The organism is Phaeobacter sp. CC-HEC084 (genome assembly GCF_059429255.1).
Genome location: NZ_JCAIJQ010000009.1, coordinates 1,055,181 through 1,077,094, shown reverse-complemented (window position 1 = coordinate 1,077,094; position 21,914 = coordinate 1,055,181). Strand labels below are relative to the sequence as shown.

Sequence of the window (21,914 nt, the reverse complement as noted above, 5' to 3'; positions counted from 1 at the left end):
CCGGCAGAGCCCGCCCCATATAGGACCAACTCCAAAGATCGGTTTTTAAAAAGGACAGCCCGGATGAATGTGCACGTTAAGCCCCCCGCCCGGGGATACGGCATTCTGGTCGAACCGCTCAGCGGTCCGGTGCGGGTGTTCCGCAACGGTGTCCTTCTCGCCGAAAGCAGCGCGGCAAAGGTGATGTATGAAACCCGCCTGCCGCCCACCGTCTATTTCCCGCGCGACGATGTGCTGGTGCCCCTGTCCGAACGGGTGGCGCTGCAAACCTTCTGCCCGTTCAAAGGCACCGCCTGCTATCACGATCTGAAGCTTGAGGACGAGCGCGTCGACAATGCGGTCTGGATCTACGAGAACACCCTGCCCGAGGCCGCCGGGATCACCGGCCATGTGGGTTTCGTGCAGGATGATGAAACACAGCTGGATCTGGGGGAGAACACGCTCACCCCGCCCGATTCCGGCAATATCTCCGGCCCGCTGATCGACTGGCTGCTGCGCGAAGCGGCAATGCTGAACACTCCCGAAAGCTTTACCGAGGCGCTGGCGGAAAAGCTGCGCGAACAGGGCGTGCAACTGGCCCGGCTGTCGGTGCTGGCCTGGTCCCTGCACCCGATGATCGCGGGCAAGAACTACGTCTGGAAACGCCGCTCTCCCGAGATCATCGTTACCGCACCCAGCTATGACCTCCTCAGCAAACCGCAGTATCAGAACAGCCCCCTGCGCCATGTCTCGCAGGGGCTTGGCGGTGTGCGCCACCGGCTGCACCGCGATCTGCCCGACGATGCCTTCCCGATCCTTCAGGACCTGCGCAGCGAAGGCGCCACCGATTACGTCGCCATGCCGCTGCCGTTCTCCGACGGGCGCATCAACGTGATGACCGTGGCCAGCGATCACCCCGACGGGTTCACCACCGCCAATCTGGGCCTGATATTTGAATGCAGCGCCGTGATCGCCCGCTATTACGAGGTCTTCATGCAGCGCGAAAACGCGCAATCGCTGCTCGAAACCTATGTCGGCAAACGCTCCGGCGCGCGGGTCCTGGGCGGTGAAATCCGCCGCGGCGACGGAGATGAGATCGACGCCGCCATCATGTTCTGCGATCTGCGCAATTCCACCCGGCTCGAAGAGGACCTGGGCCGCGATGCCTATATCCAGCTACTGAACGGCTTTTTTGAAACCGCCTCTACAATCGTGCATGACAACGGTGGCGAGGTGCTGAAATTCATCGGCGACGCTGTGCTGGCGGTCTTCCCCGCCGATCCACAAAAAAGCTACCGCGCCCGCAGCCAGGCACTGGCCTCGGCCCGCGCCATCGTCGATGCACTGCCGGAACTGGCGCGCGACACCGGGCTGGCGGCACTGCAATGCGCCACCGGCCTCGCCTATGGTTCGGTCACCTATGGCAACGTCGGCTCGCAGGAACGGCTCGATTTCACCGTAATCGGACGCGCCGCCAACGTCGCCGCCCGCCTGGGTGAATATGGCAAGACGCAAGGTCACCAGATCGTGGTCAGCGCCGATGTACTGAAAGACCCCTCCAATGCCATCCCCCTGGGCGAGGTCGAACTGCACAATGTCTCCCGCCCGGTGAACAGCTACGCGATCCCCACTTCCTGACCTGCCCTTCCGGTCCCCACTCTCTGGCGATGGGTCAAGGGCCGCGCTGCGGCCGCGCGCCAGCGCGGTTCACCCTTGAGGCAGCGCCAGAGGGTATGATCCTTGTGTAGGTCCGTTGAGGGCAGATCTGCCCCTCAATGGACCTCTCAGCAATTACACTTGCGCTGTCCAAAGGACAGCGCCCGGCCCAAGGCCGCACAAAGGGGGCTGGCGCAGCCGACCCCCTGCGGGCGCGGGAGTATTCGGCCATTGTTCCAGCACCTTGGCTGTGATTGGATCACCCCATGTACCTATTGACCCAAGACACATGAAACACCCACCAAAGCGGCCACCACAAAGCCCTCCGACAGGGCGAGAGTCGAACGAGATTCCCGGGTGGGTTGCTGTCCTGATACTCACATGGCCAGCCTTTCTTTGGGCCGTTTGCTTCGCATTCATTCAGATCGCAAGTCTGCGCGGTTGCACGATCTGGGCAAAAGGACCGGAAGCCTGCGCAGTCTTGGGCGCTGACATCGGAGGACTGCTCTACAGTATGTTCCTGAGCAGTTCTATTCTGCTGGCTCTCAGCATCTTCTGGGTGCCTATCGGGTTGGTTGTTGTCGGCCTCATTCGCCACCTGCGACGAAAATCGCTCTGATACAAAAGGACATTGCCCCCAGAGCGATTTCCCCACAGAGTCAGCTCAAACCAGCAGCCACAACAGAACGGTCAGCGTCACAAAGGCGAGGCTCGTGGCGGTCAGCATAGCGAGGCTCGCCGCGCCCTCCAGACCCTGCCGCTGGGCCAGCACCGTGTAGATCCCGAACATCGGCATCGCCGCCGACAGGATCACCGCGCTGTGCAACTCTTCCGGCAGCGCCACCAGACCCGCCCATAGCAGCCCCGCCGCCGCGCCAGCCACCAGCGCCGGGTGCAAAAGCAGCTTGCTCGCCGCGATCTGCGCCGCAAGACTGCGGTTGCCGTGCATCGGCAACCCCACCAGCGATCCACCGATCACCACCAGCGACAGCGCCCCGGCCGAGGCCGCCAGCATATCGACAAAACGCAGGAACGGCCCCGGCAGCGTCAGGCCAGCAGCCGAAACCACAAGCCCCAGCGCCAGTGCGATCAGCATCGGCATCTTCGCCATGTTCCACAGGATACCGCGCAGTTTCGGTAGCAGAGGCTGGCCCGGCGTGCTGCCCGCCAGTTCCATCAAGAGCAGGCACGTGGGGATCAGGATCAGGTTCTCGACCAGCAGGTTCAGCGCCAGGATCACCCCGGCCAGATCCGGAAAGGTCAACAGCATGATAGGATAGCCGACAAAGCCGTTGTTGGGGCAGGTCGATCCCATCACCCCCAGCGCCCGGCGACGCGGATCCACGCCGCGCAGGGTGAACAGCACGAAGGAAACCGCGATGGTCGCGACCCCGCCCAGACCATAGGCCAGCACATATCCGGGCTGGAACACTTCGGCAGGGTTGCGCGCTGCCACGGCGGAAAAGATCAGCGCCGGTAGGGCGATGTTCAGCACATAGGCCCCGAACCGGCGCATATCCTCTGGGGTGAACCAGCCTTTCCAGACGATCCCGTAGCCAAGGCCCAGCGCCGCATAGATCGGAAAGGTGATCGACAGGATCGCGCCCATGGCTCTGTGGCCCCTAGCCGATCTTCCCCTGGTTCTCGCCGATCTGTCCGCGGTGCAGCATCAGGTGATCCAGGATCACGCAGGCCATCATCGCCTCGGCCACCGGCACCGCGCGGATACCAACACAGGGGTCATGGCGGCCCTTGGTGATCACCTCGGCTGGGCTGCCATCCTTGCGGATCGACTGGCGCGGCGTCAGGATAGACGAGGTCGGCTTTACCGCGAACCGCACGACAACATCTTGGCCGGTGGAAATCCCGCCCAGGATGCCGCCTGCATGGTTGCTGGAATAGACCGGCTGACCATCGTTGCCCATGAAGATCTCATCGGCGTTTTCCGAGCCTTTAAGACGCGCGGCATTCATGCCTTCACCGATCTCCACCCCCTTAACCGCGTTGATCGACATCATCGCCGCCGCCAGATCGGTATCGAGCTTGCCATAGACCGGCGCGCCGATCCCGGCGGGCACGCCGCGGGCCACCACCTCGATCACCGCGCCGACGGAATCATGCGCCTTGCGCAGCGCCTGCAGGTAGTCTTCCCAATCCTTCACCGCGCCCGCATCGGGGATCCAGAAATCGTTCTGATCGATGGCGTCCCAATCGAACCGTTCCCGGTCGATGCCCATCTCGCCCATGGCGACCATGTAGCCCTTGATCTCCAGCCCCGGCGCCAGCGCCTTGATCGCCTCGCGGGCAACACCGCCCGCTGCAACCCGCGTCGCCGTTTCCCGCGCCGAGGAGCGACCCCCGCCGCGATAATCGCGGTTGCCGTATTTCTGGTAATAGGTGATGTCGGCATGACCGGGGCGGAAGGTCTGGGCGATATCGCCGTAATCCTTGGAGCGCTGGTCGGTGTTCTCGATCATCAGCTGGATCGGCGTGCCGGTGGATTTGCCTTCAAAGACGCCCGACAGGATCTTCACCGCATCCGGTTCGTTGCGCTGGGTCATGTTCTTGTTCTGACCCGGGCGGCGCTTGTCCAGCCACTGCTGAAGCATCTCCGGCTCCAGCGGCACGTTGGGCGGGCAGCCATCGACGGTGGCGCCCAGCGCGGGACCGTGGCTTTCACCCCAGGTGGTGACGCGGAAAAGATGGCCAAAGCTGTTCATCGACATGGGGGCGGTCTCCTTTGCGATCCGTGCTTAGCGGCGGGGCGGGCGTGGCTCAAGTGCAATTGCGCCCCCATTGCCTGTCCCGCGGACGCGGCGGCAAGGCGCTGGTCACCTGTTTCGCGCGCGAAACATCCGCGCCGCCGCCCTCTTTCCTTGTCTTTGCCGCCCCCGGGCCCTAGGTTGCCGCTCACCTCGGGGTGCGTCGCACAAGGGCGCTGAGATCACACCCGTTGAACCTGAACCGGCTAACACCGGCGGAGGGAAGGTTATGGATAAGACCCGTCAACGGCACCACCCTTGCCCATCGCCGCAAAGGAGGATGCCATGAAGTATTCTGTTTTTGCAGCGGGACTGCTCGGCGCATCGGCGGCATTCGCCGAGACGCCCGAATTGACCGTTTACACCTACGACAGCTTTGTCTCGGACTGGGGCCCCGGGCCTGCAGTCGAGACAGCCTTTGAAAAGGTCTGCGGCTGCGATCTGAAACTGGTCGGCGCGGGCGATGGCGCCGCGCTGCTTGCGCGGGTCAAGCTGGAAGGCGACCGTTCCGATGCCGATGTGGTGCTGGGGCTGGATACCAACCTCACCGCCGCCGCCAAGGAAAGCGGCCTGTTTGCGGATCATTCCGTCAGCGCGGAGTTCGATCTGCCCATCGCCTGGGAAGATGCGACCTTTGTTCCTTATGACTGGGGCTATTTCGCCTTTGTCCACAATGCGGATGCCGATGTGCCGGGCGATTTCAAATCGCTGGCCGCCAGCGACACCCGGATCGTGATCCAGGATCCGCGCTCATCCACCCCCGGTCTGGGCCTGTTGATGTGGGTGAAGGCCGCTTACGGGGATGAGGCGACTGCGATCTGGGAAGGTCTTGCCGACAATATCGTCACCGTGACCAAGGGCTGGTCCGAGGCTTACGGCATGTTCCTTGAGGGCGAGGCCGACATGGTGCTCTCCTACACCACCTCCCCCGCCTATCACCTGATCGCTGAAGAGGACGCCAGCAAGGCGGCCGCCTCGTTTGACGAAGGCCATTACATGCAGGTCGAGGTCGCCGGCAAACTCGCCGCCAGCGACCAGCCCGAACTGGCCGATCAGTTCCTGCAGTTCATGGTCACCGATGCCTTCCAGTCCGTCATCCCCACCACCAACTGGATGTATCCGGCGGTCACCCCTGAAGGCGGTCTGCCCAAGGGATTTGAGACACTGATCACCCCGGAGAAATCGCTGCTGCTGCCCGCCGATCAGGCAGCAGAAGTGCGCGACGCAGCGCTGGACGAATGGCGCAACGCGCTCAGCCGTTAAGCCCGGCTGCGGGATATGGCGCCGCCCTGCTGGTGGCGGCGCTGATCCTTGGCACGCTGGCAGCGGTCGCCTTACGCGCCGAACCCGGGCGCGGGCTGGTCACCGCCGATTGGGCGGCGGTGCGGTTCACGCTGGTGCAGGCGAGCCTTTCTGCCCTGTTCAGCGTCGCCCTTGCGGTGCCCGTGGCCCGCGCGCTGGCACGGCGACGCTTTGCCGGGCGCAGCCTGCTGATCGCCCTTTTGGGCGCACCTTTCATCCTGCCGGTGATTGTTGCCATCCTTGGCCTGCTCGCGGTCTTTGGCCGCGCGGGCTGGGTCAGCGATGCGCTAGGACTGTTCGGACTTGAACCCCTCAGCATCTATGGTCTGCACGGTGTTGTGCTGGCCCATGTCTTTTTCAACCTGCCGCTGGCGACGCGGCTGATCCTGCAAGGCTGGCAGGAGATCCCCGCCGAACGTTTTCGTCTGGCCGCGCAACTGGACGCAGACGCGCGCGCCATGTGGCAGCTTTTGGAGGCACCGATGCTGGCCCGCGTGGTGCCCGGCGCGCTGGCTGTTGTCTTTGCCATTTGCCTCTCCAGCTTTGCCGTGGCGCTGACGCTGGGCGGTGGCCCGCGCGCCACCACCATTGAACTGGCGATCTATCAGGCCTTCAGTTTCGATTTCGATCTGGGCCGCGCGGCGCTGTTGTCGGCGGTGCAGCTGCTACTGACCGCGCTGGCGGCCATGATCGCCCTGCGCGCCCCGGTGGGCGAAGGGTTCGGCAGCGGGCTTGACCGAATGCTGCGCCGCTGGGACGGGCGCGGCGCGGTGGCGCGCGGCCTTGATGGCTTCTGGATCCTCTTTGCCGCTTTGTTCCTGCTCCTGCCGCTGCTGGCGGTGGTGCTGTCGGGCCTGCCGGGCGTGCTGACCCTGCCCGCCTCGGTCTGGAAGGCCGCCGGTGCCTCGGTCCTTGTGGCAGGCGCCAGCACCCTGATCCTGCTGGCGCTGGCCCTGCCGATGGCGCTGGCGGCGGCGCTGGGGCGCCCGCTGCCGATGGAGGTCGCCGGACTTCTGGGACTTGCCGCCTCTCCGCTGGTGATCGGCACCGGGCTGTTCATCCTGATCTATCCTGTGGCCAGCCCCTTTGCGCTGGCGCTGCCAGTGACGGCGCTGGTCAATGCGGTGATGGCGCTGCCCTTTGCCATGCGGATCCTGATCCCGGCGGCCCGCGATGTCATCACCCGGCACCGGCGGCTTGCGCTCTCTCTTGATATGACCGGGCGACCCTTTATCCTGTGGGTGGTCCTGCCGCGTATGCGGGCGCAGATCGGATTTGCCGCCGGGCTGGCGGCGGCGCTGTCGATGGGGGACCTTGGGGTTATTGCCCTTTTTGCCGATCCCGAGGTCGCCACCCTGCCCTTGCAAGTCTACCGGCTGATGGGCGCCTACCAGATGCAGGCGGCAGCGGGTGCGGCGCTGGTGCTGCTGTGCCTGTCGATGGGGGCCTTCTGGATCCTGGACCGGGGAGGACGCTGGCATGCTGAAGCTTGAACATATCCGCATCGACAATGGCGGCTTTATCCTGACTGCTGATTTTGCGATTCCCCCCGGCGCGCGGGTTGCGGTTATCGGCCCTTCCGGCGCGGGCAAGACCACCCTCATCGAGGCCGTCGCCGGGTTTCTTCCCCTCTCCGGCGGGCGGATCTTCTGGGGAGAGAGCGATCTGAGCGATCAATTGCCCGGCAAGCGTCCGGTCGCCATGCTGTTTCAGGATGGCAATCTGTTTCCGCATCTGACCGCGGCGCAAAACGTCGGGCTGGGCCTGCAGCCGAACCTGCGACTGAGCGATTCCGAACACGCCCGCGTCGCGCAGGCGCTGGAGCGGGTCGGCCTTTCAGGCATGGAGACGCGCAAACCTGCCGCCCTGTCCGGCGGACAGCAAAGCCGTGTCGCGCTGGCGCGGGTGCTGGTGCAGGGGCGGGATATCCTGCTGCTGGACGAACCCTTCGCGGCACTGGGTCCTGCCTTGAAGGCCGAGATGCTGGATCTGGTGGCGGAACTGGCAACGGAGAGCGGCGCAACGCTGTTGATGGTGAGCCATGACCCCGGCGACGCCCGGCGCATTGCCGATCAGGTGGTGCTGGTGGCCGAGGGGCAGGCTCATCCGCCCCGGCCATCGGCGGATCTTTTGGACAACCCGCCGCCTGCCTTGAAGGCTTATCTGGGGTAGTTTGTTTTCAGAAGGGCAGTTCAGCGTCCGACCGAGGTGGGAGCGGAACGCGCCCGCCGTGGGGGCGGGCGGACGCGTGCCTGCCGCTGAAGCGGCAGGCTGTTGGTCACAAATACGAAGGTTTACGCAGCCTGCGCCAATCCCTTTGCCTGCTCCCGAGTCTTGGTGATCATCAGCGCCGCCTGTGCGGCCTCGCGGCCCTTCTGAACGAAATGGTCGCGGTAGATCGCCATGTGGTGATCGGTTTCCTGGAAATGATGCGGGGTCAGCGAGACGGACAGCACCGGCACGCCGGTGTCCATTCCTGCACGCATCAGCCCGTCCACGACCGCCTGCGCAACGAAATCATGCCGGTAGATGCCGCCATCCACCACGAGCGCGGCGCAGGCCACGGCGGCGTATTGGCCGGTCTTGGCCAGCTCCTGCGCCATCAGCGGCATCTCGAATGCGCCAGGCACGTCAAAAACATCGATCTGCTCGGCCGGGATCAATTCCTGAAATCCTTCGAGCGCGCGATCGACAATATCTGCATGCCAATTGGCCTTGATGAATGCATATCGGGTGTGTGTCATGGTTATCTCCTATAGGTTCGACACGTCACCCAAGGCGATAACGAACGGCAGGAGCCCCGCCCCGAAAAAGGCAGTCCCTGTCGCACGTTCTCTTCCATCCGGACTATAACCGTCGGCTCTGGCCTCTCACCAGATCTGCTTGTCACTCTCCTGACTGCTCCACAGCTTGATCCGAAAACCGGTTCCCACTTTTCTGGCTGTGGACGCGCTTGTCCAAGCCACCGGAACCGATGTTCGTCTCATTGGCTGTGGGGACACGCCCCGAAAAGCCGCTCGCGGGCTGACGGGGACACGCCCCGCATACCGCCGGTGGGGAATTTCGCCCCGCCCTGAGAACAGGCGGAACTTGCCAACAGCGGGCCGGTGTTTCAAGTCTGTTCGCGACGTCAGGAGATCAATATGCACCCCAATCCCATTTATCATGATGCAGACCGCGCGCAGAATCTCGATTTTGCCCGGACGCGCGCCTTTGGCGTGCTGGCGGTTTCCACGGCGGAGGCGCCGCTGATCAGCCATGTTCCATTTTTGCTGAGCGAAGACGGCACCTCTGCCGATCTGCATCTGGTGCGGTCGAACCCGATCACCCGGGTGCTGAAATCCCCGCAGACTGCGCGGCTGGCGGTCAGCGGGCCGGATGGCTATGTCTCGCCCGATTGGTACGGGCTGGCCGATCAGGTGCCGACCTGGAATTACGTGGCTGTGCATCTGACCGGCAGGCTGGAGCAGCGCCCGCAAGATGAACTGCTGGATCTTCTGGACCGGCAATCGGCGTATTACGAGGCGCGGTTGCTGCCAAAACCACCCTGGCACAGCGACAAAATGGAGCCGGAGGCGCTGGAACGGATGATGCGGATGATCGTGCCGGTGCGGCTCAGCATCGAAACGGTGGAGGGCACCTGGAAGCTGAGTCAGAACAAGCCTGAGCCCGCCCGCACGGCGGTCGCGGATCAGATCACCACCGGTTTTGGCGCCGAGCTGGATGATCTGGCCCGGATGATGCGCCCCTGATCCCCGGACTGCCCCGCGCGGGTCGGGGCAGCAATCACAGGGTCTCGACGGCGGCCGCAGCCAGAACCTCGCCGGTGGGGGCACCGGTGGGCGAGCCGCCTTCCGGTTCGTCCGAGATCGCCAGCGTCGCCCCGGCAAACTGCTGCGCCAGCTCCGCAGGCAGGGTCACGAAAATCTCATTCTCTTCCGGCAGCACCCCAAGGGAGACCGGCGCCTCGGCCCCGTCGGCGATCAGCCACAGTTCCAGCGCCCGGCCGGGACGCGGCGCGCCCTGATCACGCCGGATCAGCAGAAGGTTCTGCTCCGCATCGAGCCCGGCGGCCACGAAGAGGTCGCCATCGGCCGAGGCCAGATCAACATGATAGGCCGGCGAGAAATCCGGGCGCGACAGAATCGGCACCAGCACCAGCGCCGCCACCATAACCAGCGCCGCCGCCAGCGCGCCAAGCCCCATGCGCCAGGCCGATAAGATGCGCCGCACGCCTTCTGGACCTTCCGGCGCGGCGTCGATCTGCGCCATCAGCGCCGCCTTCACCCGGGCGGGTGGCGCGGTCTCGGGCACCTCTTCGGCAAGGCTGGCAAAATGCGCCTCCCAGCGATGCACCTCTTCCCGCAGGGCAGGCTCCGCCGCCAGGCGCGCCTCAAAGCTGCGCCGTGCCTCGGCATCCAGAAGATGCAGCACGTATTCGGCGGCGAGGAACTCGTCGTCGAAGGGAGGCTCTGCCTGAGGGGTATCGGTGCCGCTCATCGGGTCAGACATTCTTTCAGTTTCTGGAGGCTGCGACGCAGCCAGGTACGCATCGTATTCAGCGGAACGCCATGGCGTTCTGCCAGGGTCTGGTAATTGTCTCCTTCCAGATAGGCGCCGCGCACGGCCTCTGCACGGTCCTGCGGCAATTCCTCCATGCAGGCGTTCATGCGGGCCTGCTCGGACCGGGCAATGGTGGTGGCTTCGGGGCCGGGGCTGCTGTCCGGTACCTGCTCCAGCAGATCACCGCCGTCGCCCTGACCGGACATCCGCGCCTGACGGGCCCGCAGCCGGTCAATCGACAGGTTCCGGGCGATAGTGATCAGCCAGGTCATCGGACTGTGCCCGGTCACCGCATAACTATCCGCCTTGGCCCAGATCCGCAAAAAGACCTCTTGCAGGGTATCTTCGGCCTCGCCGCGGTTTTTCAGCACCCGCAGGCAGACGCCGAACAGCTTGGCACTGGTCGCATCATAGAGCGCCGCGAAAGCACGCCGGTCGCGCAGGGCGATTCGTGCGATCATCGTCTCGATCTCTGCTGGTGTTGTCATATCTGCCCGGCCCTGATTTCCCATCTAGGTAGACAGGTCGCACAGAAAGTCAAAACACCCGGCGCAGAACGCCGGGTGCCCTGCCTCAGTTCTTAGTCTTGCAACGAAGAAGGAGGCATCTGGCCAGCGGTCAGCCAATGTCTGTTTTACTTCGCAGTGATGACCGTCATCACCAGGTTGCCGTCCATCTTGACCGGGCCGTCTTCCTTAGCGCCAAGCGTGTATTCGAACATGCCGGTCTTCATGCCGCCGTCCTCGCCGTGGACCATCAGCATCAGCATGTCGCCTGCCGCGACCTCTTCGGTCAGGATGGCGGCGACATCGGCGGTTTCACCTTTGCGCAGCGGCGCGTGACCCACAACCGGACCCGGCTTCATGTCGGCATTGGTGCGGTGCACCACCAGCCAGCCGTTCGCGGGCGCCACAACCTGGCTGGCGCTGACCATGCCGTTTGCGACCGACTGATCCTCGGCCATGACCATGGGCTTCATGTGGCCACCGGCGAACACCGGGGCGGACAGGGCAGCAGTGGTTACCAGAGCGGCAGACAGAATGACGGATTTCATTGTGAAACTCCTTCCAAAAGATGTGTTTCAAGCGTTCGAATTGGCGAACCAATGTCGGTTCACCCCGAACTCACGCAGCAGCCGCGAAAAAGTTTCAGCGCGCCCCAGATTTTTTTCACATTGTATTGTCCCGCTGGCGATCTAGGGTGGCGGCAAACCTTGGGAGGTCCATCATGAAACTCTATCACTCGCCCGCCTCGCCCTTTGTGCGCAAAGTCATGGTGCTGCTGCATGAAACCGAGCAGCTGGAGGATGTGGACATTGTCGATGTGCACACCACAGCCATCGCCCCCAGCGACGATCTGAAGGCCAGCAACCCGCTGGCCAAGATCCCGGCGCTGACCCGGGCCAGCGGGCCAACCCTTTATGACAGCCGGGTGATCTGCGCCTATCTGGACCATCGCGCGGGCAGCAATCTTTATGCGCGTTCTTGGGACACCAAGGTGCTGGAGGCGACCGCGGATGGCATGATGGATGCAGCGGTCCTGATGACCTATGAACGGCGTCTGCGTCCCGAAGGCATGGTCTGGGAAGACTGGATCGAAGCTCAGCTAGGCAAAGTGCTGGGGGCCTGCTCGGCGCTCAACAGTCGCTGGATGGCGCATCTGAAAGGACCGCTGGACATGGGGCAGATCGCCGTCGCCTGCGCCCTCGCCTATCTCGATTTCCGCCACCCGACCTCGAACTGGCGCCACGGCAACGAGGCGCTGGCGGACTGGTTCGCGGAATTCGAATCGCGTCCCTCGATGCAGGCCACCCAGCCGCCAGCCGCCTGAACCGCAGCCTGCGACCGGGGATGGGCCTGTCAAAACAACAGTGGCTTTTGTGACAGTCTGTAAAAAGAAACTGCCCACGCGACACAACGGCGCGTATATCACGGCTGGACGAAAGGGCTTCTCCCCGCTAGATACGCGCGATAAGGCACTGCGGGTTTCTTGCAGTGTATGCGCATGTTTGCCCTAAACGGGCGCTGGAATTGGAGAAAACCTCGTGTCCCACGCAGAAGACAACGAAGGAACCCGGAGAGATTTCCTCTACTACGCCACTGCCGGCGCCGGGGCAGTCACCGCAGGTGCCGCAGTCTGGCCCCTGGTCAATCAGATGAACCCCTCTGCTGACGTCAAGGCGCTGTCCTCGATCATGGTGGACATCAGCGGCGTGGAAGTGGGAACACAGATTTCCGTAATGTTCCTTGGTAAGCCGGTGTTCATCCGCCGCCGGACCCAGGCCGAAATCGACGAAGCCCGGGCGGTTGAACTGTCCGCGCTGATCGATCCGGCCTCGGAAAACCCGAACAAGCCGGGCACCGACGCATCGGACGAGAACCGCACCATGGACGAAGCCGGCGAATGGCTGGTCATGATGGGTGTCTGCACCCACCTCGGCTGTGTGCCGCTGGGCGATGGCGCTGGTGACTTCAACGGCTGGTTCTGCCCCTGCCACGGTTCGCACTACGACACCGCAGGCCGGATCCGCAAAGGCCCCGCCCCGCAGAACCTGCACGTACCGGTCGCCGAGTTCCACGACGACACAACCATCAAGCTGGGATAAGGAGACGCCACATGTCCGGTATTCCGCACGACCATTACGAACCGAAGACTGGCGCAGAGAAGTGGCTGCACAGCCGCCTGCCCATCGTCGGTCTGATCTACGACACAATCATGATCCCCACCCCCAAGAACCTGAACTGGTGGTGGATCTGGGGCATCGTTCTGGCCTTCTGCCTGGCGCTGCAAATCGCCACCGGCATCGTGCTGGTGATGCATTACACTCCGCATGCTGATCTGGCCTTTGCCAGCGTCGAGCACATCATGCGTGACGTGAACGGCGGCTTTATGCTGCGCTACCTGCACGCAAACGGCGCCTCGCTGTTCTTCATCGCGGTCTACATCCACATCTTCCGTGGCCTGTTCTACGGCTCCTACAAGGCGCCCCGCGAAATCACCTGGATTATCGGCATGCTGATCTTCCTGATGATGATGGGCACCGGTTTCATGGGCTACGTTCTGCCCTGGGGTCAGATGTCCTTCTGGGGCGCGACCGTGATCACCGGCCTGTTCGGCGCCATTCCCTTCATCGGTGAGCCGATCCAGACCTGGCTGCTGGGCGGACCCGCTGTTGGCAACGCGACGCTGAACCGCTTCTTCTCGCTGCACTACCTGCTGCCCTTCGTGATTGCTGGCCTCGTGATCGTCCACATCTGGGCTTTCCACACCACCGGCAACAACAACCCGACCGGTGTTGATGTCCGTAAAGGATCCAAGGAAGAAGCCGAAAAAGACACCCTGCCGTTCTGGCCCTACTTCGTGATCAAGGATTTCCTGGGTCTGGCCATCGTTCTGGTGATCTTCTGGGCCGTCGTCGGCTTCATGCCGAACTACCTGGGTCACCCCGATAACTACATCGAAGCCAACCCGCTGGCGACGCCTGCACACATCGTTCCCGAATGGTACTTCCTGCCGTTCTACGCGATCCTGCGTGCCTTCACCTCCGAAGTCTGGGTGGTTCAGATCGCCTCCTTCATCACCGGCGGTATCGTCGATGCGAAGTTCTTCGGCGTGCTGGCCATGTTCGGTGCCATCGCGGTGATGGCTCTGGCGCCCTGGCTGGACACCAGCCGCGTGCGTTCGGGTCGCTACCGTCCGATGTTCAAGTGGTGGTTCTACCTGCTGATCATCGACTTCTTTGCCCTGATGTGGCTGGGTGCGATGCCCGCAGAAGAGCCCTATGCATCGTTCTCGCTGATCGCATCGGCCTACTGGTTCGGCTACTTCCTGGTGATCCTGCCGCTGCTGGGTGTCATCGAGAAGCCGACCGCAATGCCGGCCACCATCGAAGAGGATTTCGACGCCCACTATGGCAAGAAATCCGGCGAAGCCACTCCTGCCGAGTAATCTAGAAGGACAGCTACCCATGTTGAAGAAACTCGCAACCGGTGCCGCCTTCGCTCTGGCGCTCATTCCTGCCGCAGGTTTTGCGGCAGGCGGAAGCGGCCACGTGGAGGACTTCCAGTTCTCTTTCGAGGGCCCCTTTGGCACCTATGACCAGAACCAGCTGCAACGCGGTCTGCAGATCTACACCGAGGTCTGCTCGGCCTGTCACGGTCTGAAGTTCGTGCCGCTGCGCACCCTGTCCGACGAAGGCGGCCCCGGCCTGCCCGAGGATCAGGTCCGCGCCTATGCCGCTGAAAACTTCGAAGTGTTCGATGCCGAGCTGGACGATTTCCGCCCCGCAAAACCGGTTGACCACTTCCCGGCGAACACCTCGCTCGGCGCCCCCGACCTCAGCCTGATGGCCAAGGCGCGCGCCGGTTTCCACGGTCCCTACGGATCGGGTCTGAACCAGCTGTTCAAAGGCATGGGCGGTGCCGAATACATCGCCTCGCTGCTGGACGGTTACACCGGTGAGACCAAGGAAGAAGCAGGCACCACCTTCTACGGCAACACCGCCTTCCCCGGCGGCTGGATCTCGATGGCGCCGCCGCTGTCGGATGAGCAGGTGGAATTCGCTGACGGTCACGCCAACGACGTGCACCACATGGCGCAGGACGTCGCGGCCTTCCTGATGTGGACCGCAGAGCCCAAAATGATGGCCCGTCAGACCGCCGGTTTCGTCGGCGTACTGATCCTGACCGTTCTGTCGGTGCTGCTGTACCTGACCAACAAGCGCCTCTGGGCGCCCCACAAGGGCAAGAAGACCTCGTAAACCAGGTCTTCCCCTGATGCAGAAACAGAGAACCCCCGCCACTGGCGGGGGTTTTTCTTTGTGGTTGCGGCACCAGCCATGCCCTCTAGGGTCTGTCCATGACCAGATACACCGGAAAATGCCTTTGCGGCGCCGTCACCTATGTAACAACAGGGCAACCGCGCGTTGTGGCACAATGCCATTGCGAGGAATGCCGAAGGATCAGCGGGACAGGTCACACAGTCGGTGCCATGTTCCCGATAGAGGCTGTCACCATCAGCGGTGAAGTCAGCACCTTCAGGTACCAGTCCGGAAAGGCCTCAGAGGTCACCAAGGCCTTCTGCGGTACCTGTGGATGCCCGATCTACGGACAGAACACCCGCACCCCCGATCACCTGACCCTGTCGCTTGGCACGATGGACGATGCGGAGGGTCTGGAGATCGAAGTCGTCGTATTTGCACGCGACCGGCCGCATTGGGACCAACTCGGCCCTGACGTGCTCTCCTTTGCAGGCCAACCCGACTGGACGCCAAAGGACTGATCCCCGCGCAAAGAGGCGCAGGGAGGGCCGATTCAGGCAGTCAACTGGCCCTTGGAGGCGCCTGTGATCACAGCAGTCACGATCTGCCCCTCATCCTGCGCCGCTTTGAAGGTCACCTCAGTGAACTGCTCTGTACGGCCCATATGGGGGTTTTCCATCAGGATCCGATGCGTGCGCCCTACCTGCGCAGCAAGGTGTTTCTGAACCTGCGCATCGCCTGCGGCGCGCAGACGGGCAGCGCGTTCCTTGATCAGCTTGCCATCCACCTGCTTCGGGATTTTCGCCGCAGGCGTGCCTTCCCGTTTCGAGTAGGGAAAGACATGCAGCCAGGTCAGATCGCAATCCGTCACCAGCTTCAGCGAGTTTTCGAAATGCGCCTCACTCTCGGTCGGAAAACCGGCAATGATATCGGCACCAAAGGTCATATCGGGGCGCAGTTTGCGCGCCTCCTCGGCAAACCGGATGGCATCGTCGCGCAGGTGGCGCCGGGCCATGCGTTTCAGAATCATGTCGTCGCCATGCTGCAGGCTCAGGTGCAGATGCGGCATCAGACGCGGCTCGGTGGCGATAGCCTGCATCAGGTTCTCGTCCACCTCGATCGAATCGATGGATGAAATGCGCAGACGCGGCAGATCCGGCACCAGTTTCAGGATCCGCATCACCAGATCGCCCAGTTTCGGCTCAGCAGGCAGATCCGCGCCCCAAGAGGTCAGATCCACCCCGGTCAGCACCACCTCGTTATAGCCCTTGTCCACCAGCCGCTTGATCTGGTCCACCACCACACCAGCCGGGACCGAGCGGGAATTGCCGCGGCCATAGGGGATGATGCAGAAGGTGCAGCGGTGATCGCAGCCGTTCTGAACCTGCACATAGGCGCGGGAGCGGGTGCCGAATCCATCGATCAGGTGGCCTGCGGTTTCGGTAACCGACATGATGTCATCGACCTGAACCTTCTCGGTCTCGCCAATGAAATCGGGACCCTTGGCGATCTGCTGCCAGGTGTCCGGCTGCATCTTTTCGCTATTCCCGATGACGCGGGTAACCTCGTCCATCGCGGCAAAGGTCTCGGGCTCGGTCTGGGCGGCGCAGCCGGTGACTATGATCGGCGCCTCCGGGTTTTCCCGGCGCAGGCGGCGGATTTCCTGCCGCGCCTTGCGCACTGCCTCGGCCGTCACCGCGCAGGTGTTCACCACCACGGCATCCTCCAGCCCCGCCGCGCGGGACAATTCCTTCATCGCCTCGGTTTCATAGGCGTTGAGGCGGCAGCCAAGCGTGGTGAACTTGGGCGCTGTCATTGCAGCGACTCCAGAAATTCGGCGGTAAAGGTGCCACTGAAGACATGCATCGTCGGACCGGTCATCCAGACACCATCCTCGCGCCAGTCGATCCACAGGGTGCCCCCATCCAGGTCAATGCGCACCCGGCGCCCTGTGAGGCCCCTGCGAGCCGCTGCGACGGCCGTCGCGCAGGAGGAGGAGCCAGAGGCCAGAGTCACGCCCACACCGCGCTCCCACACCCGCATACGGATATGATCGGGGCCGACAATATGGGCCACCTGCACGTTGGTGCGTTCGGGGTAGAGCGGATGATGTTCATAGCGCGGGCCAAACTCCGCCAGCGGGATCAGATCGGCGTCCTCGACAAAGAAGGTGCAATGCGGATTGCCCATACCGGTGGCCGTCGGCCCGCCCTCGATCGGCAGCTCCAGCGTGTCCATTTCCTCTGCCAGCGGAATCTCCTGCCAGTCCAGCTGCGGCTGGCCCATATTGACCGAAGTCAGGCCCTCGCCCGCATCGCGCGCATAAAGATCACCGCGGTCGGTGGTCAGATGCAGCGCATCCTTGCCGGTCTCAAGCATCAGATGGCGGGCAATGCACCGGGTGGCATTGCCACAGGCCGCCGAGGTCGAACCATCCGCATTGTAGAAGGTCAGATGCGCATCGCCTGCACCATTCGAGATCACAGCGAGTTGATCGAACCCGACACCGAACTGCCGGTGTGCGATTCCCTGCGCCAGCGCGGGCGTGATCGCGATGTCCTGCACACGCGCGTCGACAACGACAAAGTCGTTGCCCAGCCCGTGCATCTTCATGAAGGGGAAACCGATGTTTTCTGTCATGCTCATGGCGGGCATATAGACCCCGCGCAAAGATGAATCCAGCCTTGTGCCAATAAACTTGAAAAAAGGGGTTGACCCCCCGCCGTACTCCCCCTAGATACGCCGCCTATCGGGACAGCATGGATGACCAAGCCAAGCGACACCGACGCGAATTAAGCGCTTGATCCTTCGGGAGTATTTCGCTTAGACAGCATAAAGATAGTGGGCCGTTAGCTCAGTTGGTAGAGCAACTGACTTTTAATCAGTGGGTCGCAGGTTCGAATCCTGCACGGCTCACCACTTTCTTCAAGACACTCAAATCACTGATCACACACCGATAGATACATCGGTGCGAATGCTCCGGTTTTCTCGGACGCAAACCATCCCTGAACGACAACCACGCCTGCGCACGCTTGCCGCAACTGCCCAATCCAGACGCAGAAGTTCGGCGTGATTCCCCCTTCACAACCGCCCCCTCCAACCTTCGCCAAAGGCACAAGCCATGCGGACCTCAAAGCTTTCCTTAATCCTCTTGTGGCAGGACTCGGGCACAAAAAGTGACTAGAAGGGTCAATCTGAATGACGAAGGCTTCAATTTCCTCCTGCCCGGTTTGCGAGAATGCACTTGGGAATCTGACGATTGAGCGCCGCCCGCAGGTCCCCTCGCTTCAGAACGTCGCCCTGGAAACCCCGGATGCCGCGCGAACATTTCCGACCGGGGCGCTGCATATCCTGCGCTGCGCTGCCTGTGGTTTCGTCTGGAACGATGAGTTTGACCCGTCCCATATTTCCTATGATGCCGGATACAACAACGACGTCACCGCATCACCCTATTACCTGGGCCACCTTGATGCCATGACCGACCGAATTCTCGGCTCGGTGCCCGAAGATCAGCCCATTCACTATGTTGAAATCGGCTGTGGCGAGGGCGATTTCATGGCCCTGCTTCACGCGCGTGGAAAAGGCCGTGTTGCCTCGCTGACCGGATTTGACCCTTCGTTCACCGGCGATGACAACCTGCCTGACGGCGCCGTGGTCCACCGGGTCATGTTCACCCCCGATCAGATCGATAAAATTCCCGCAGAGGCCAATGTCATCTGCTCACGCCACACGATCGAGCATATCAACGATGTTCAGGCCTTTGCCGAGGCGCTGGCAGCGTCAATGACGCCGGAGCGGAGCCTTTTCCTGGAAACGCCGGACGCCGATTGGATTCTGCGCAACCTGGCCTTTCAGGACTTCTTCTACGAGCATTGCTCGATCTACACGCCAAGATCCGTTGCAACGCTTCTGGCCCGCCATGGGTTGGCCTGTGAGGTCACGCCCGTCTATGACGATCAGTACATGTGGATCTCGGCCCGGATGAGGCCGTCACAGGAGGCATCCGACCCCACCCTGCCGACAATCGACGATGCTGCGGCCAAACGGTATGTGTCCGAGACCAATCAAATCAGGTCTCAGTGGCAAGGCTATCTTGAGACCCGGCGCAAGGTGGGGCCCATCGCGCTTTGGGGTGCGGCTTCCAAGGGCGTGACCTTTTCCCTGCTTTTCAACAGCGCAGAGGACGCGCCGATTGACTTCGCCATTGATCTCAACACTGCAAAGCAAGGCTGTTTCATGCCGATAACCGCCACTCCGATCCTCCCGCCCGAAGCGGCGCGCGATCAGGGGGTGCGGACCATCATTATCATGAACCCCAATTACGAGGCCGAGATTCGCCAGCACATCAGCGACCTGGGCTGTGGCGACGTGGAAATCACAGTTCTCAATCACTAGCGACAGATCCCAAAGGCGCATTCCCAGCATCGGGCGCGGCGTGAGCGCGATCACGCCGCGGGCCTGCCGCTGCGTCCGGCGTTTTCAGCTCTCCCTTTTTCAACGAGGCGTCCGTGCGTTGCCCGCTGAAAAACAACCCTTTCCGCCACCCGCCAAAGCTGAGCGCGCCCGCTGCGCCTGAACCTTCGGCACACCCCTTCCTTCCCGCCTGCCTAAATTTTCGTCAGATTTTCCCGGTGGTCCGCCTGGATGATATCGAGGGCGTTGACAGCTGCCCAATTTGAACCAATAGTGAATTGGTACAAATGATCCAGACCAATCCAAAGGCCGGGGAGGCCGCATATGCCAACAGGGCAGATTCAGACAGATGCAGGACCGGCGGATATTCTGCGCCTCGAAGACTTTACACTGCGGTTTCGTGGCCAGGAGAAGGCCACCGTCAACGGTATGAGCCTGAAAGTCTCCCCCGGTGAAATCCTGTGTATCGTCGGCGAATCGGGTTGCGGCAAAAGCGTAACCGCAATGTCGATCATGGGGCTATTGCCCAAAGGATCCTCAGAAGTTCTGTCCGGAAATCTCGAATTCCTTGGGAAATCCTACGATCTGCGTCAGGAAAACCTGCCCGCCGATCAACGGGGCAATCAGATCGCGATGATCTTTCAGGAACCGATGACCTCGCTCAACCCGTCCTTCACGGTTGGCGACCAGATCGCAGAAACCGTGCTGCAGCATCAGGGTGGTACCCGGGCCGAGGCAATGGAACGCGCCCATCAGATGCTAGAGAAGGTCGGCATTCCCGCGCCACGTCAACGGCTTGGCGAATATCCGTACCAATTGTCCGGTGGTATGCGCCAGCGGGTGATGATCGCCATGGCGCTGGCCAATGACCCGCAGCTGCTGATCGCCGATGAACCCACCACCGCGCTGGATGTGACCATCCAGGCGCAGATCCTTGATCTGATCTGCGATCTGCGTCGCGACACCGGCATGGGCACCATCATGATCACCCATGATCTGGGGGTCGTTGGCGAAGTGGCCGATAGCGTTGCCGTCATGTACGGCGGGGAAGTGGTCGAACAGGGCCCCACCAAGGAAATTTTCGCCAATCCCCAGCACCCCTATACCATCGGCCTGATGAGCGCGATGCCGCGCCTTGATCGCCCCGGCGAACGTCTGGCCACGGTACCCGGTTCGGTTCCGGCGATCCGCAACATGCCCGAAGGCTGCCGGTTCCGCTCGCGCTGCGCCTTTGCCGCTGCCGCCTGCAGCACGCGGCCCGATCTCAGAACGCTTGCGGACGATCACAGCGTCGCCTGCCATTTCGCCCCTCTGGAAACCCATGTGGCGGTGCAGGCATGAGCAGCAAGGACATGATTCTCCGCACCCACGGACTGACCAAACATTTCGGCGGCGGCGGCTTTCTGAAGAAATCCCCGGTGGTGCAGGCGGTCGACGGGATCTCGCTTGAGGTGAAGCGCGGCGAGACCTTTGCCATCGTCGGCGAATCCGGTTGCGGCAAATCCACCCTCGCGCGGTTGCTGATGCGGCTGCTGGAGCCCACGTCGGGGGAGGTCGTCTTTGACGGCAAGGATATCAGCCATGCCGCCGGACCGGATCTGACCCGGCTGCGCCGCGATATGCAGTTCATCTTTCAGGATCCGTTTTCCTCGCTCAACCCGCGCATGACCGTGGGCAAGCTGATTGCCGAACCGCTGGAGGTCCACGCCCCCGAGCTGAGCGCCGCCGAACGCCGCGCCAAGGTGGCCGACATCATGCAGAAGGTCGGCCTGCCCGCAGAACACGCGGGCCGCTATCCGCATGAATTCTCCGGCGGGCAACGACAGCGGATCGGCATTGCCCGCGCCCTGATCACCGGGCCGAAACTGGTCATCGGGGATGAGCCGGTCTCGGCGCTGGATGTCTCGGTACAGGCGCAGGTGATCAACCTTCTGGGTGATCTCAGCCGCGAACTGGGGGTAACGCTGGTCGTCATTGCCCATGATCTGGGCGTGATCCGCCACATGAGCGACCGTGTCGCCGTCATGTATCTGGGCCGTATCGTGGAAATGGGCACCGCCGAAGAGGTCTTCAGCGCCCCGCACCATCCCTACACCCAGGCTTTGCTGGCCTCGATCCCGGCGCCCCGCGCCGAGGGCGAGGACCGCATCACGACGCTGACTGGCGAGATGCCCAGCCCCGCTGCACCGCCGCCCGGCTGCCGGTTTCACACCCGCTGCCCCTTTGCGCGGCCGGATTGCAAAACCACGGTACCGGATCTGTCCGCCGTGGAGGGCGCATCACATCAGGTGGCCTGCCACCACTGGCAGGAGATCGACGCTCCGGCCGGTGCGCCGCAGCAGGCCCCCCATTCCGCTGCTGCCGAAGAACGGTTTGCCCTGTACCGCGCCGCCATCGAAGGCGCCAAGGTCACCCCGCTGACGCCGGAATAATCCCATCAGAACACCCCCAGAACCAACCGTAACCAAAAGCAAGACCCG

General features: G+C 62.7%; 21 protein-coding genes, 1 tRNA gene and 2 riboswitches. Of the genes, 14 read left to right on the top strand and 8 right to left on the bottom strand.

From position 1 onward, the window contains the following. Positions 1-63 precede the first annotated feature (63 nt). Positions 64-1,617: a DUF427 domain-containing protein gene (locus tag AC5SSZ_RS22290; protein ID WP_274829926.1), complete on the top strand. Its 1,554-nt coding sequence runs from the start codon at positions 64-66 to the stop codon at positions 1,615-1,617. A gap of 682 nt (positions 1,618-2,299) precedes the next feature. Here AC5SSZ_RS22290 and AC5SSZ_RS22285 read toward each other — a convergent pair. Both AC5SSZ_RS22285 and aroC read right to left on the bottom strand, forming a co-directional pair. Beyond that, the gene (locus AC5SSZ_RS22285) at positions 2,300-3,244 is read right to left on the bottom strand and encodes an AEC family transporter (protein WP_495440145.1); all 945 of its coding nucleotides are present in this window, start codon (positions 3,242-3,244) and stop codon (positions 2,300-2,302) included. A 13-nt stretch (positions 3,245-3,257) separates the two neighbouring features. Further along, the gene (aroC, locus tag AC5SSZ_RS22280) at positions 3,258-4,361 is read right to left on the bottom strand and encodes a chorismate synthase (RefSeq protein WP_495440142.1); all 1,104 of its coding nucleotides are present in this window, start codon (positions 4,359-4,361) and stop codon (positions 3,258-3,260) included. 180 nt (positions 4,362-4,541) lie between these two features. Next, positions 4,542-4,638: riboswitch (TPP riboswitch) on the top strand. 44 nt (positions 4,639-4,682) lie between these two features. On the opposite strand from aroC, the gene thiB reads away from it, so the two are divergent. Genes thiB through AC5SSZ_RS22265 form a run of 3 tightly spaced genes read left to right on the top strand, consistent with a single transcriptional unit; the run spans position 4,683 to position 7,871 of the window. Next, complete coding sequence (gene thiB, locus AC5SSZ_RS22275) at positions 4,683-5,660, top strand: thiamine ABC transporter substrate binding subunit (protein WP_495440140.1); 978 nt, start codon at positions 4,683-4,685, stop codon at positions 5,658-5,660. Continuing rightward, complete coding sequence (locus AC5SSZ_RS22270; RefSeq protein ID WP_495440138.1) at positions 5,636-7,192, top strand: ABC transporter permease family protein; 1,557 nt, start codon at positions 5,636-5,638, stop codon at positions 7,190-7,192. The genes thiB and AC5SSZ_RS22270 overlap by 25 nt, the downstream gene beginning before the upstream one ends. Then, positions 7,179-7,871 carry a thiamine ABC transporter ATP-binding protein gene (locus tag AC5SSZ_RS22265; protein ID WP_495440136.1) on the top strand — a complete coding sequence of 231 codons (693 nt, stop codon included), beginning with the start codon at positions 7,179-7,181 and terminating at the stop codon, positions 7,869-7,871. The genes AC5SSZ_RS22270 and AC5SSZ_RS22265 overlap by 14 nt, the downstream gene beginning before the upstream one ends. A 122-nt stretch (positions 7,872-7,993) precedes the next feature. Here the strand turns inward: AC5SSZ_RS22265 and AC5SSZ_RS22260 are convergent, their stop codons facing one another. After that, positions 7,994-8,443, bottom strand: coding sequence for a 6,7-dimethyl-8-ribityllumazine synthase (locus tag AC5SSZ_RS22260; RefSeq protein WP_065271908.1), 450 nt, complete (start codon positions 8,441-8,443; stop codon positions 7,994-7,996). Positions 8,444-8,525: 82 nt separating this feature from the next. Continuing rightward, a riboswitch (FMN riboswitch) is annotated at positions 8,526-8,784 on the bottom strand. A gap of 58 nt (positions 8,785-8,842) precedes the next feature. Between AC5SSZ_RS22260 and AC5SSZ_RS22255 the strand changes: the two genes are divergently transcribed. Then, positions 8,843-9,451: an FMN-binding negative transcriptional regulator gene (locus AC5SSZ_RS22255; RefSeq protein WP_495440134.1), complete on the top strand. Its 609-nt coding sequence runs from the start codon at positions 8,843-8,845 to the stop codon at positions 9,449-9,451. A 34-nt stretch (positions 9,452-9,485) separates the two neighbouring features. Here the strand turns inward: AC5SSZ_RS22255 and AC5SSZ_RS22250 are convergent, their stop codons facing one another. The 3 genes from AC5SSZ_RS22250 to AC5SSZ_RS22240 all read right to left on the bottom strand — a co-directional run bounded on the left by AC5SSZ_RS22250 (position 9,486) and on the right by AC5SSZ_RS22240 (position 11,316). Beyond that, a complete protein-coding gene (locus AC5SSZ_RS22250) occupies positions 9,486-10,211 on the bottom strand; it encodes an anti-sigma factor (protein WP_274833126.1) in 726 nt (241 codons plus the stop codon). Continuing rightward, positions 10,196-10,750 carry a sigma-70 family RNA polymerase sigma factor gene (locus AC5SSZ_RS22245; RefSeq protein WP_274833127.1) on the bottom strand — a complete coding sequence of 185 codons (555 nt, stop codon included), beginning with the start codon at positions 10,748-10,750 and terminating at the stop codon, positions 10,196-10,198. The genes AC5SSZ_RS22250 and AC5SSZ_RS22245 overlap by 16 nt, the downstream gene beginning before the upstream one ends. Positions 10,751-10,896: 146 nt before the next feature. After that, positions 10,897-11,316 carry a DUF7282 domain-containing protein gene (locus AC5SSZ_RS22240; protein WP_369001581.1) on the bottom strand — a complete coding sequence of 140 codons (420 nt, stop codon included), beginning with the start codon at positions 11,314-11,316 and terminating at the stop codon, positions 10,897-10,899. Between the two features lie 173 nt (positions 11,317-11,489). Between AC5SSZ_RS22240 and AC5SSZ_RS22235 the strand changes: the two genes are divergently transcribed. The 5 genes from AC5SSZ_RS22235 to AC5SSZ_RS22215 all read left to right on the top strand — a co-directional run bounded on the left by AC5SSZ_RS22235 (position 11,490) and on the right by AC5SSZ_RS22215 (position 15,542). Beyond that, on the top strand, positions 11,490-12,092 hold the full coding sequence (locus tag AC5SSZ_RS22235) for a glutathione S-transferase (protein ID WP_495440132.1): 603 nt from the start codon (positions 11,490-11,492) through the stop codon (positions 12,090-12,092). Between the two features lie 214 nt (positions 12,093-12,306). Next, a complete protein-coding gene (petA, locus tag AC5SSZ_RS22230; protein WP_065271913.1) occupies positions 12,307-12,867 on the top strand; it encodes a ubiquinol-cytochrome c reductase iron-sulfur subunit in 561 nt (186 codons plus the stop codon). Between the two features lie 11 nt (positions 12,868-12,878). Continuing rightward, on the top strand, positions 12,879-14,210 hold the full coding sequence (gene petB, locus AC5SSZ_RS22225) for a cytochrome b (RefSeq protein WP_065271914.1): 1,332 nt from the start codon (positions 12,879-12,881) through the stop codon (positions 14,208-14,210). 19 nt (positions 14,211-14,229) lie between these two features. Further along, positions 14,230-15,021 carry a cytochrome c1 gene (locus tag AC5SSZ_RS22220; RefSeq protein ID WP_065271915.1) on the top strand — a complete coding sequence of 264 codons (792 nt, stop codon included), beginning with the start codon at positions 14,230-14,232 and terminating at the stop codon, positions 15,019-15,021. A gap of 98 nt (positions 15,022-15,119) precedes the next feature. After that, positions 15,120-15,542 carry a GFA family protein gene (locus AC5SSZ_RS22215; protein WP_495440129.1) on the top strand — a complete coding sequence of 141 codons (423 nt, stop codon included), beginning with the start codon at positions 15,120-15,122 and terminating at the stop codon, positions 15,540-15,542. A gap of 32 nt (positions 15,543-15,574) precedes the next feature. On the opposite strand, the gene mtaB is transcribed toward AC5SSZ_RS22215, so the two are convergent. After that, positions 15,575-16,837 carry a tRNA (N(6)-L-threonylcarbamoyladenosine(37)-C(2))-methylthiotransferase MtaB gene (gene mtaB, locus AC5SSZ_RS22210; RefSeq protein WP_495440127.1) on the bottom strand — a complete coding sequence of 421 codons (1,263 nt, stop codon included), beginning with the start codon at positions 16,835-16,837 and terminating at the stop codon, positions 15,575-15,577. After that, positions 16,834-17,676, bottom strand: coding sequence for a diaminopimelate epimerase (gene dapF, locus AC5SSZ_RS22205; protein WP_274833132.1), 843 nt, complete (start codon positions 17,674-17,676; stop codon positions 16,834-16,836). The genes mtaB and dapF overlap by 4 nt, the downstream gene beginning before the upstream one ends. Positions 17,677-17,864: 188 nt before the next feature. Between dapF and AC5SSZ_RS22200 the strand changes: the two genes are divergently transcribed. The 4 genes from AC5SSZ_RS22200 (at position 17,865) to AC5SSZ_RS22185 (ending at position 21,866) form a co-directional block, all read left to right on the top strand. Continuing rightward, positions 17,865-17,940: transfer RNA gene (locus AC5SSZ_RS22200), tRNA-Lys, on the top strand. 279 nt (positions 17,941-18,219) lie between these two features. Then, a complete protein-coding gene (locus AC5SSZ_RS22195; protein WP_495440125.1) occupies positions 18,220-19,416 on the top strand; it encodes a class I SAM-dependent methyltransferase in 1,197 nt (398 codons plus the stop codon). A 342-nt stretch (positions 19,417-19,758) separates the two neighbouring features. Further along, positions 19,759-20,775 (top strand): ABC transporter ATP-binding protein, encoded by a 1,017-nt coding sequence (locus tag AC5SSZ_RS22190; RefSeq protein ID WP_495440124.1) that lies wholly within the window; start codon positions 19,759-19,761, stop codon positions 20,773-20,775. Then, the gene (locus AC5SSZ_RS22185; RefSeq protein WP_495440122.1) at positions 20,772-21,866 is read left to right on the top strand and encodes an ABC transporter ATP-binding protein; all 1,095 of its coding nucleotides are present in this window, start codon (positions 20,772-20,774) and stop codon (positions 21,864-21,866) included. The genes AC5SSZ_RS22190 and AC5SSZ_RS22185 overlap by 4 nt, the downstream gene beginning before the upstream one ends. Positions 21,867-21,914 lie beyond the last annotated feature (48 nt).

Coding starts and splice junctions, on each gene's coding strand:
- thiB (WP_495440140.1), top strand. CDS start 4,683: ATGAAGTATTCTGTTTTTGCAGCGGGACTGCTCGGCGCATCGGCGGCA.
- mtaB (WP_495440127.1), bottom strand. CDS start 16,837: ATGACAGCGCCCAAGTTCACCACGCTTGGCTGCCGCCTCAACGCCTAT.
- AC5SSZ_RS22270 (WP_495440138.1), top strand. CDS start 5,636: ATGGCGCAACGCGCTCAGCCGTTAAGCCCGGCTGCGGGATATGGCGCC.
- AC5SSZ_RS22255 (WP_495440134.1), top strand. CDS start 8,843: ATGCACCCCAATCCCATTTATCATGATGCAGACCGCGCGCAGAATCTC.
- dapF (WP_274833132.1), bottom strand. CDS start 17,676: ATGCCCGCCATGAGCATGACAGAAAACATCGGTTTCCCCTTCATGAAG.
- AC5SSZ_RS22185 (WP_495440122.1), top strand. CDS start 20,772: ATGAGCAGCAAGGACATGATTCTCCGCACCCACGGACTGACCAAACAT.
- AC5SSZ_RS22195 (WP_495440125.1), top strand. CDS start 18,220: ATGACGAAGGCTTCAATTTCCTCCTGCCCGGTTTGCGAGAATGCACTT.
- AC5SSZ_RS22190 (WP_495440124.1), top strand. CDS start 19,759: ATGCCAACAGGGCAGATTCAGACAGATGCAGGACCGGCGGATATTCTG.
- AC5SSZ_RS22265 (WP_495440136.1), top strand. CDS start 7,179: ATGCTGAAGCTTGAACATATCCGCATCGACAATGGCGGCTTTATCCTG.
- AC5SSZ_RS22220 (WP_065271915.1), top strand. CDS start 14,230: ATGTTGAAGAAACTCGCAACCGGTGCCGCCTTCGCTCTGGCGCTCATT.
- AC5SSZ_RS22290 (WP_274829926.1), top strand. CDS start 64: ATGAATGTGCACGTTAAGCCCCCCGCCCGGGGATACGGCATTCTGGTC.
- AC5SSZ_RS22250 (WP_274833126.1), bottom strand. CDS start 10,211: ATGTCTGACCCGATGAGCGGCACCGATACCCCTCAGGCAGAGCCTCCC.
- AC5SSZ_RS22260 (WP_065271908.1), bottom strand. CDS start 8,443: ATGACACACACCCGATATGCATTCATCAAGGCCAATTGGCATGCAGAT.
- AC5SSZ_RS22245 (WP_274833127.1), bottom strand. CDS start 10,750: ATGACAACACCAGCAGAGATCGAGACGATGATCGCACGAATCGCCCTG.
- AC5SSZ_RS22285 (WP_495440145.1), bottom strand. CDS start 3,244: ATGGGCGCGATCCTGTCGATCACCTTTCCGATCTATGCGGCGCTGGGC.
- AC5SSZ_RS22215 (WP_495440129.1), top strand. CDS start 15,120: ATGACCAGATACACCGGAAAATGCCTTTGCGGCGCCGTCACCTATGTA.
- AC5SSZ_RS22235 (WP_495440132.1), top strand. CDS start 11,490: ATGAAACTCTATCACTCGCCCGCCTCGCCCTTTGTGCGCAAAGTCATG.
- aroC (WP_495440142.1), bottom strand. CDS start 4,361: ATGTCGATGAACAGCTTTGGCCATCTTTTCCGCGTCACCACCTGGGGT.
- petB (WP_065271914.1), top strand. CDS start 12,879: ATGTCCGGTATTCCGCACGACCATTACGAACCGAAGACTGGCGCAGAG.
- AC5SSZ_RS22240 (WP_369001581.1), bottom strand. CDS start 11,316: ATGAAATCCGTCATTCTGTCTGCCGCTCTGGTAACCACTGCTGCCCTG.